The organism is Brevibacterium metallidurans (genome assembly GCF_037101285.1).
Taxonomy (GTDB): Bacteria; Actinomycetota; Actinomycetes; order Actinomycetales; family Brevibacteriaceae; genus Brevibacterium; species Brevibacterium metallidurans.
The window spans coordinates 470,925-480,403 of record NZ_BAAAAF010000002.1 but is presented as its reverse complement, the minus strand read 5'-3'; the positions used below and the strand labels follow the sequence as shown (position 1 = coordinate 480,403).

The following is a 9,479-nucleotide window of genomic DNA, read 5'->3' as shown; positions in this document are numbered from 1 at the left end:
CATGTCCCGTCCGGCTGGGGGGTCATGACGAGAGTCGGTGGACAGATCACGAGAAAGACACCACGCGAGTGGGGCAGTCAGGGCCGGGGTCACACCGGACTCCCGTCCTTAACATTCTCTACGTCAGTGCCGCAGTCTAGAGTGATCCCCAGCACCACAAGCCGACACTCGCCGACGATGACGCCGAGACCTTGACCGCAGCGTTGAGTCGTTGACGGCAGCACCGAGGCGCTGACGGCAGTCCCGAGGTGCCGACGGCAACGCCGAACCGAAAGGAACCGTATGGCATCGCTTCAGTCCCTGAGCATCACGTTCGACTGCCTCGACGTCGAAACCCAGTCGCTGTTCTGGGCCGAACTCCTCGGCGCGGACCTCGACGAGGGCGCAAACGAGTTCGTCGCGAGCATCGGCGGAGTCCACTCGGGGCAGTCGCCGACTCCGGGCATGCTCTTCCTCAAGGTCGATGACCACGTCGAGACGAAGAACCCGCTCCACATCGACCTCGACGATCCGAACTACCCGGCCGACGTCGACCGGGCGATCGCACTCGGGGCGACGAAGGTCGGGTCGTTCGATGAGTACGGCATCGAATGGACGACGCTCAAAGATCCCGAGGGCTACGTCTTCGACATCGGCCGTCGGAAGCAGAACTGAGACGCCGACGGAATTGATCTGTCGTCGGAGCAGTGCAGGAGAGAGTCGGAACCAATGACGAGAACCCCGACGCAACATGAGAGAACAGAGGAGTCCCGATGAGCCTGCCGCTCGATGATCCGCGGCCGAGACCGAACGAACGCGAGGGTCTCGTCGACTTCCTCGAGTATCAACGGCAGGTGCTGCGCCGGAAGGTCGACGGTCTGAGCGCAGAGAACCTGGGGCGCACCGCCGCGGCCTCGAGCCTCACGCTCGGCGGGCTCATCAGACATCTCACCTTCGTGGAGAACCTCTGGTTCCTCGACCGTGTCGCGGGGGAGGGGATGCCTGCCCCGTGGACGGACGTCGACTGGAAGGCTGATCCCGACTGGGACTTCAACAGCGCCGCAGACCTTCCGCCCGCTGACCTCATCGCAGGATTCGAGACGGCGTGCGCGGCCTCGCGCACGGTGCTCGAGGGCATCGACGACCTCGACGCTCCGCTGAGCCGGAAACATCATGGTCAGCGACTCAACGTCCGGTGGGTCCTCATCCACATGATCGAGGAGTATGCCCGCCACGCCGGGCACGCCGACCTTCTCCGGGAGAGCATCGACGGCAGGGTCGGCGACTGATCCGCGCCCGTGCGTCGGCTCACATCGCCTGCCGTGGGGGCGGGACCTGTGAGACCCTAGAGGGGACACTTCACGCCCTGTTCCCGGACGAGAAAGCGATCCTTGACCTCTCCTGCCCCGCATGAAACCAGCACGACCGACGAGCCGACGCCGCGCTCGAAGGCGTGGATCCCCCTCGACCTCGTTCGCGGATTCCTCATCGGCTCGGCCGAACTCGTCCCCGGCGTCTCCGGCGGCACGGTGGCGCTCGTCACCGGCGTCTACGACGAACTCATCGACTCCGCCGCCCACGTTGTCAAGGCCGCGAAGACCCTCGTCACAGGTCCCGACCGGATCGCCGGCGCACTTGCTGAGCTGCGCCGTACCGACTGGTTCCTCATCATCCCCGTCCTCCTCGGCATGGCCACCGCGGTGTTCAGCATCGCCGGCGTCATGGCTGCGTTCGTCACGAACAACCCGGAACTCGCCCGTGGGCTCTTCTTCGGCCTCGTCGCCGCGAGCATCATGGTGCCCCTGCGCATGCTGCCCGCACGCACTCCGCGTCAGCCCATCCTCTTGGGCATCCTCGCGTTTCTCGCCGCGGCCGCCCTGGCCTTCTGGATGACGGGCCTCGCCGGGGGAGCCGACGTCGAGAACCCGCCGCTCATCGCCGTCTTCCTCGTCGCCTCGATCGCGATCTGTGCTCTCGTCGTCCCCGGCGTCTCCGGATCGTTCTTCCTTCTCGCCGTGGGCATGTACACGACGACGCTGCGCGCCGTCGATGAGCGCGACCTTGTCTACATCGCGGTCTTCGGCCTCGGCGCCGTCGTCGGACTCGCGGTGTTCGTCAACATCCTCCGCTACTTCCTCCACAACCACCGCTGGTGGACGCTGCTCATCATGGCCGGACTCATGCTCGGTTCACTGCGTGCGCTGTGGCCGTGGCAGTCCGCCGCCGAGGTGGGCGCCGACGGCGAACCGCACGGTGCGGGTGGGCTGCTGGCCCCCTACGACCCGGTCCTCGCGCCGATCCTGCTCGCTCTCGCCGGTGCCGTCGTCGTCCTCATCCTCGTCATCATCGAGTCCCGCTTCGCCGGCAAGCGGGCTCACGAGTGAGCACGCGGACGCACGGGTGGGGCCGCGCCGATTGACGTAGAGTGAGTGTCGACCGCATCACCCTCAGATGAAGGAATGATCGAAGCATGGCGACCACAGCACTCGAAGGCACCCCCGTCCACACCGTCGGAGATCTCCCGGCCATCGGCGACCAGGCTCCGGCCTACACGCTCGTCGGCAACGACCTCGGCGAGGTCAACTCCTCGGAGTTCGCCGACAGCCGTGTGGTGCTCAACATCTTCCCGAGCGTCGATACCGGAGTGTGCGCCGCCTCGGTACGCCGGTTCAACGAACTCGCCTCCGGACTCGAGAACACCACCGTCGTGTGCGTGTCGAACGACCTGCCCTTCGCGCAGGCCCGCTTCTGCGGTGCCGAGGGCATCGAGAACGTCGTCACCGCCTCCGGCTTCCGCAGCGCCTTCGGCAAGGAATACGGAGTGACGATGGTCGACGGTCCGCTGGCGGGTCTGCTCGCCCGCGCCGTGGTCGTCCTCGACGCCAACGGCACGGTCGTCTACGAAGAGCTCGTCAAGGAGATCACGACCGAACCCGACTACGACGCAGCGGTGGCCGCCCTCGGCGAGTGACGACTGCCGTCCTCAGCAGAGCGAGGGCTGACGACCTCGGCAGGGCGAGGACTGCCGTACCCGCCCAGTGAGGACTGGCGCCCAGAACCGGAGAGGTCCTGCCTCGGCGGTCACGATTGCGCGGAGGCCACGGCAGCTCGACACGAACACGCCCGCCACGAACACGCCGGCACGAACTTGAAGGACCCAGCGGTCATCGGACCGCCGGGTCCTTCGTCGTCTCTCGGCCGTCGCTGGAACCGGCACTGCAACCGGCGGCGCGAGTGAACCCGACCGCGCGAGCTCACATGTCGATGACTTCGATCGGAAGCGCGTAGGCGACGCCGGCTTCCTTGCCCGTGGTCGAGCAGATGTCGGTGATCATCTCGTTCGGGTCGGGATGGTCGGGTAGGGCTTCGAGGTAGACCGTGTGCGCTTTGAGCGATTCGACGCCCTTGGCGACGTCGTCGGCGCTGAGTTCGATCGCATTCGTCGGCTGGGCGCCGGTGACGAGGAGCTTCTCGGCCTTCCATGCCGCGAGACCCGCGTTGCCGAGGTCGGTGAACAGCCACGGATTGTCGGCGTCCCTGATCGCATCGATCGCGGCGACCCCGGCGGCCCGGTGATCGACGTGGTTGAGCCCCCACGGGACTTCCAGCCGCCAGTTCGTCATCATCACGGCATCGGGCCGGAACTCCCGGATCCGCTTGGCGATCGCATGCCGCACCGCCTGGTCGGGTTCGAGCAGGCCGTCGGGGAAGTCGAGGATCTCGAGGTCGGAGACGCCGACGATCCGGCACGCTGAGGCCTGCTCTTCGGCCCGCAGGGGACCGACCTCGACCGGGGGAAGGTTCCTGATCCCGGCCTCGCCGTGGGTGAGGAGCAGGTAGGCGACGGTCTTGCCCTCACCCGTCCATTTGGCCACTGCGGCAGACGCCCCGTACTCCATATCGTCAGGATGGGCGACGATGCAGAGGATGCGGGAGAGGTCGGAATCGTCGAAGAGCGGGAGATCAGCCATGGTCTGAGCCTATGCCTCGCCTCGGTCGCGCGCCATACCTCGTGCTGGCCAGAACGTGGTCCCGCCGAGGCGGCACCTAAGTTCCGGCCCTCGCGCGGAGCCATCCTTCGCACCCGGCAATCCCTCCTGCGGAGTCGTCCCTCGCCGAGAAGGGACTGGAATTCCGGCCCATGAGTCGTGCCGTACGATGAACCTGTCCCTCCGACCCGATGCGAAGGCAGGCCCATGTCCCGTCGACTGCTGCTGTCCGGGCTGCTTCTCACGAGTCTCCTGACCGCAGGATGCTCGGCGTTCACGGTGAGTACGAGCGAGGGAGACTCGGCACCGGTCAAGGTCGGTGTCGGCAGCAAGCATGGGCAGACGCCGAGCGCGGCGGCCCCCACGGTGCCACCGGGGATGGACGAGGTCGCCGTCGATATCGGCCCGACGTGTCCGACCTCGATCAGCGTGGCCATCGACGACGAGTGGAACCAGCCCATCGGCTATGACGGCTATCGCCTCTACGAACGCAATAACGGTGCGCTCATGACCGTCAACTGCTACGAGAACGACGACGTCACGCCGAGTGACATCGTCGATGAGGGCACAGGGACGATCTTCGCCTCTTCGGGTTCGACGCTGCGGTCGAGTTCGTCGGGGACGCTGCCAGGCGGGGAGTACATGACGTTCACCGGCACGATCGGCGCTGGTGATGTTCGCGCGATCGAGTCCACCGAGTCGTCGATCTTCGGAGCCGTGGCAGGCGTCCAGGTCGAAGGCCGGCTGTTCAAGATCACCGTGGAGCTGGTCGTGAAAAGCGATGATCAGGCGACGGCTGATGTCTTCGCGCAGATGCTGCCGACCGTGCAGATCGGCGGAGCTGCGCTCACTCCGCCGCCGACACTGAGCTGAGAGGCGCCGAGGCGGGACTGTGGGTCGCCCCGACAGGACGCGCGTCCGATGAGCTGTCGTCTCCCGCCTCTGCCTGCGGTGCCGTTCCGTCCTGTGGTGCAGCGTCGTCCCGCGGTGCCGCCGCTGCCCGCGAGCCCGTCCCGTCCTGCGGTGCCGCGTTGTCCGGTTCTGCCGCTCTGGCCTGCGACCCCTCTCCGCCCCGCGGTGCCGTCTCATCGCTGCCGGGTGACCGTGTCGCTTCGAGTCGTTTGAGGAGTTCGCGCGCGGCGAGGCGACCGGCGCGGGTGGCCCCGACCGTCGAACTCGCCGAACCGTAGCCGACGAGGAAGATGCGCTGGTCGTTCGTCACCGCCACCTCGGTGTCCATGGCGATTCCGCCTGCACGGCTGCGCAGATGCAGGGGAGCGAGGTGGTTGAGTGCGGCCCGGAACCCGGTGTTCCAGAAGATGACGTCGACCTCCTCGACGCGTTCCTCGGGGTAGGGCTGCCAGGACTGCGGCAGGGCGAGGTGGTCGCTCTGGGAGGGCCCGAGCCCTTCGGAGGAGGCGGTCCCCTCGGCGGGGCGTGCGGGGAAGTGCACACCGTGGGGGAGGATCTCATCGAACATGCCGTGGGAGACGAGGACGCCGGATTCGACGCCGTCGAGGAATTCGCGGCGCAGCGGCAGCCCGGTCGTGCGCACGACGCTGGCCGGCGGCAGACCGGCCAGGGTGCGGGAGCGCACGGCGCGTTCGACTTCGAGACCCCAGTTGCCGTCGAATTCGCGGGAGGTGAAGTTCGGGGGGCGGCGGGTGGCCCACAGGGTGTCGGTCACCTCGGCGATCTGGAGGAGGAACTGGGTGGCGGAGATGCCGCCGCCGACGACGAGGGTGCGCAGTCCCCGGAAGTCCTCGACCTCGCGGAACTGGGCGGTGTGCAGCTGCAGGCCCTCGAATTCGGCGATGCCGGGGACGAAAGGGACGTACGGGTGGGTCCACGTGCCGGTCGCGTTGATGATGAAGTCGCTGGTCAGGTGAACACGTTCGCCGTCGAGTCGGACGGTGATCTGCAGCGGACCGGTACCGGGCTCGGCCGAGGTCACGGTGGCCACCTCGGCGGGACGGACGACGCAGAGTTCGAGTTCCCTCTCGAACCGGGAGTAGTAGTCGGTGACGACTGCGGAGGCGGGAACGGACGGGTCGGGGGTGCCCAGCGGGAAGCCGGGGAGGTCGGCGATGTGGTTCGTCGAGCCCAGGGTCAGTGATTCCCATCGCTGTCGCCACGCGCCTCCGGGACCGTCGCCGGCGTCGAGGACGATGAAGTCCCGGCCCGGCTTGAGTCCATCGCGCCACAGGTAGTGGGCCGCCGAAAGTCCGGCCTGACCTGCGCCGATGATGACGACCGGCCAGTGGGAATCGACGAGCAACTCGGTGAGTCGGCAAACCATGGCGACAGTCTCTCAGGGACCCTTGGGGTTTTCCTGTGTGAGTCGACGGGGAAGTTCGTGTGAGTCGACGACGAGCCTGCGTAAGTTGACGAGGCGTCGGGAGAGGTCGAGGATGAGGCAGTGAACTCTCCCTCTCAGACCACGGCGAACCCGTGGCGTGCGCTGTGGGCGCTGTGCGTCGGCTTCTTCATGATCCTCGTCGATTCGACGATCGTCTCCGTTGCGATGCCCGACATCATGGAATCGTTGGATGCCGACATCAACGCGGTCGTGTGGGTGACCTCGGCGTATCTGCTCGCTTACGTCGTGCCGCTGCTCATCACCGGCCGCCTCGGCGACAAATTCGGTCCGAAGCGGGTCTACATGGTCGGGCTCGTCGTCTTCACGCTGAGTTCGCTGTGGTGCGGGCTGACGACGAGCGTCGGTGCGCTCATTCTCGCCCGCGTCGTCCAGGGGCTGGGGGCGGCGGCGATGACGCCGCAGACGATGGCGGTGATCACTCGGGTCTTCCCGCCTGATCGCAGGGGTCCGGCGATGGGGCTGTGGGGTGCGGTGGCGGGCATCGCGACGCTCGTCGGGCCGATCCTCGGCGGGCTGCTCGTCGACGGGTTCGGCTGGGAGTGGATCTTCTTCGTCAACGTCCCGGTCGGCCTCATCGCCCTCGTCCTGGCGTGGCGGCTCGTGCCGAAGCTGGAGACGCATGCGCACAGCTTCGACTGGGTCGGTGTGGTGCTCTCGGCGTGCGGGATGTTCCTCCTCGTCTATGGGATCCAGCAGGCGCACGGGGTGGAGTGGGGGCCGCTCATCGGGCCGATCACGGTGCCGTTCGTCATCGGCGGGGGAGTGGCGTTCCTCGTGGCGTTCGTGCTGTGGCAGAAGCACACCACCGCCGAGGTGCTCGTCCCCCTCTCGCTGTTCCGTGACCGGAACTTCACGCTCGCGTGCATCGCGATGACGACGGTCGGGTTCGGGGTGACGTCGATGGCGTTCCCGATCATGCTGTGGGCGCAGAGCGTGCTCGGGTATTCGCCGACGCAGGCGGCGCTGCTGCTGGCGCCGATGGCGATCCTCTCCGGGGTGCTGGCGCCGTTCGTCGGGCGGATGGTCGATACGGGCAATCCGCGGGTGCTCGCGGGCATCGGGCTCGCGTCGTTCTCGGTGGCGCTGTTCTGGTTGGGTGCGATGCTCGGGCCGGACACTTCGCCGTGGGCGATCATGCCGCCGGTGCTGCTGCTCGGTGTGGCCAACGGGTTCATGTGGGCGCCGATCAGTTCGACGGCGACGCGGAACCTGCCCATGCGCTTCGCCGGGGCGGGGTCAGGGGTCTACAACACGGTGCGTCAGGTCGGTGCGGTGCTCGGCAGCGCGGCGATGGCCGTGGCGATGGAAGCGCGGTTGGAGGCGAACATCGGCGATGCCAGCGGGATGACCGGTGGCATGGGCGGTGGTGAAGCGGGCGCGGGAATGAGCGCCGGTTCAGGAGTCGCGGGAAGCGCCGAGATCGGCTCCGGCATGCCTCCGGCGATCGCCGAGGGCTTCGCCCACGCGATGGGGCAGTCGCTGTGGGTGCCGGCGACGCTCATCCTCATCGGGTTCGTCGCGGTGCTCTTCTTCGAGCGGCCGAAGGCGCGCACCGGGGCGTGAGGGTGGCTGGTGCTGGCGGGCGCGGTTTCGATGGTGGGGCGACGGGTCAGTTGCAGTCAGGGCCGCGGGGGTTGGTTCGGCAGTCTTCGTCGACGAGGTACCGGTGGTAGCGGTAGACGTCGATCGTGAGTTCGTTGCTCGCCACATAGGCGTAGCCGTCGATGGGGATCCAGGGGCCGCCGTCGACGGAGAACTCTCCTGAGAACGTGGTCGTCATGACGACCGTCGTCGGGCCGACTTTTTGGAAGTCGTGGCCGATGGCAGGTTTGTCTCCGGGGCGCGGTTTTGAGCCTTTGACCGTGGTCGTATCGCCGGTGCCGTCGCCGAAGTCCCAGTTGTACTTCTCCGGAGTGACTTTGACGGTCACGGCGTAGGTGAGCAGGGTCATGTCGATGTAGCTGACATCGGCGTCGGTCCAGAAGGCCGCGGGTTTGCCGATGACGGCCCAGTCCTTGGGCCATGCGTTGATCTGCGGAGCGGGGATGTCGAATGTCTGGAACTGTGACTCCGGGATCTCGGAAGGCGGTTCGGGACGTACAGGCGCTCCACCTCCACCGCCGGGTCCGGGACCAGGTCCGGGGAGGTCGGCGCAGATGTAGCCGAGCTCCTCATACACACAATCCGGCTGCCCACTGCCGCCCCCGCCGCCGCCAGAGCCGCCGCCACCACCGGAGCCTCCGGAACCGCCGCCGCCGGATCCGCCACCCCCGCCAGAGCCACCGCCTCCACCGGAACCGCCGCCGCCGGATCCGCCACCAGGCGGTCCAGGTGGCTTCACGACATCACATTTACTGGTGTCTCCGATGGAGCACCCGGGACCAGCATGAGCCGGGCTTGGAGCAACTACGAGCATCAGAATCGCGGCCGCTATCAGCGAAAGAAGCCCGCATGGTGTTCGGTTGAGGGTCAGCACGCTCGCTCCCAGAGTGACTGCTTTTCTACCTTCCACTTGTCGCCACTCCGCTTAATCTGGTGTTCCATGGTGACTTGACCGTCAGGGTTTGCAGTCGGCTCTTGACCCGCTTCGGTCAGACTCCATTGCGTGGTGTCTACGCAAAAGAGAACTACGACCTTGTTTGGCACCTTTTCACCCGAAGCCGATTCGACATTGGAGACTTGGACGGACAGTGGCTGAATCTCACCTTCAAACACCGCTTCCCCTGACTCGATTGACTTAGCCTCGCCGGTGATCGAACTGAGTGCTTCGCCGCTCGCGAACTCGGGAAACTTCTCAGCCGCCTGAAACTGTCCAGAGTAGGCCGAGTTGATTGACTCGATAAATCCATCAAACGCCACCAACGCACCGTCGACGGCCTTCTTCTCTTCGTCGTTGAGGTCGAGGTCCGTCGTGTACTCGGGAACCGTCGGCGCGACCTCGGTGGGCGAAGGCTGCTGGCCCGGAAGAGTGGAGGTCGGCACCGACACGGGAGAGTTGTCCCCGCACGCGGTCGACGCCGCGCTCACCGCGATGGCCATGACGATCGCAGTGCATGCTCGCAAAAGATGCAGGGGTCGACGAGCAGGTCTAGCGACTCCGGTTCTCATTCCACGCCTCTGTGGTCAGTGAT

The 9,479-nt window shown here is 66.7% G+C and carries 10 protein-coding genes; 6 read left to right on the top strand and 4 right to left on the bottom strand.

What is annotated here, in order from left to right; genetic code table 11:
- The first annotated feature begins 282 nt into the window (after positions 1–282).
- The 4 genes from AACX88_RS04860 to tpx all read left to right on the top strand — a co-directional run bounded on the left by AACX88_RS04860 (position 283) and on the right by tpx (position 2,950).
- Entirely contained in the window at positions 283–654 is a 372-nt protein-coding gene (locus tag AACX88_RS04860; RefSeq protein WP_339391972.1) for a VOC family protein, read from the top strand.
- A gap of 98 nt (positions 655–752) precedes the next feature.
- Positions 753–1,268, top strand: a complete 516-nt coding sequence (locus AACX88_RS04855) for a DinB family protein (RefSeq protein WP_339391971.1) — start codon at positions 753–755, stop codon at positions 1,266–1,268.
- A gap of 102 nt (positions 1,269–1,370) precedes the next feature.
- A complete protein-coding gene (locus tag AACX88_RS04850; protein ID WP_339391970.1) occupies positions 1,371–2,363 on the top strand; it encodes a DUF368 domain-containing protein in 993 nt (330 codons plus the stop codon).
- An 86-nt stretch (positions 2,364–2,449) separates the two neighbouring features.
- On the top strand, positions 2,450–2,950 hold the full coding sequence (gene tpx, locus AACX88_RS04845; RefSeq protein ID WP_339391969.1) for a thiol peroxidase: 501 nt from the start codon (positions 2,450–2,452) through the stop codon (positions 2,948–2,950).
- Positions 2,951–3,233: 283 nt separating this feature from the next.
- On the opposite strand, the gene AACX88_RS04840 is transcribed toward tpx, so the two are convergent.
- On the bottom strand, positions 3,234–3,950 hold the full coding sequence (locus tag AACX88_RS04840) for a PIG-L deacetylase family protein (protein ID WP_339391968.1): 717 nt from the start codon (positions 3,948–3,950) through the stop codon (positions 3,234–3,236).
- Positions 3,951–4,175: 225 nt separating this feature from the next.
- Here AACX88_RS04840 and AACX88_RS04835 point away from each other — a divergent pair, with 225 nt between their 5' ends.
- Positions 4,176–4,841 carry a hypothetical protein gene (locus AACX88_RS04835; protein ID WP_339391967.1) on the top strand — a complete coding sequence of 222 codons (666 nt, stop codon included), beginning with the start codon at positions 4,176–4,178 and terminating at the stop codon, positions 4,839–4,841.
- On the opposite strand, the gene AACX88_RS04830 is transcribed toward AACX88_RS04835, so the two are convergent.
- Positions 4,816–6,267 carry an NAD(P)-binding domain-containing protein gene (locus AACX88_RS04830; protein WP_339391966.1) on the bottom strand — a complete coding sequence of 484 codons (1,452 nt, stop codon included), beginning with the start codon at positions 6,265–6,267 and terminating at the stop codon, positions 4,816–4,818. The two genes, AACX88_RS04835 and AACX88_RS04830, sit on opposite strands and share 26 nt — an antisense overlap.
- A 120-nt stretch (positions 6,268–6,387) precedes the next feature.
- On the opposite strand from AACX88_RS04830, the gene AACX88_RS04825 reads away from it, so the two are divergent.
- Positions 6,388–7,911, top strand: a complete 1,524-nt coding sequence (locus AACX88_RS04825; protein ID WP_422614406.1) for a DHA2 family efflux MFS transporter permease subunit — start codon at positions 6,388–6,390, stop codon at positions 7,909–7,911.
- A gap of 46 nt (positions 7,912–7,957) precedes the next feature.
- Here the strand turns inward: AACX88_RS04825 and AACX88_RS04820 are convergent, their stop codons facing one another.
- Both AACX88_RS04820 and AACX88_RS04815 read right to left on the bottom strand, forming a co-directional pair.
- Positions 7,958–8,527 carry a hypothetical protein gene (locus AACX88_RS04820; protein ID WP_339391965.1) on the bottom strand — a complete coding sequence of 190 codons (570 nt, stop codon included), beginning with the start codon at positions 8,525–8,527 and terminating at the stop codon, positions 7,958–7,960.
- 290 nt (positions 8,528–8,817) lie between these two features.
- Positions 8,818–9,387, bottom strand: coding sequence for a hypothetical protein (locus tag AACX88_RS04815; protein ID WP_339391964.1), 570 nt, complete (start codon positions 9,385–9,387; stop codon positions 8,818–8,820).
- Positions 9,388–9,479 lie beyond the last annotated feature (92 nt).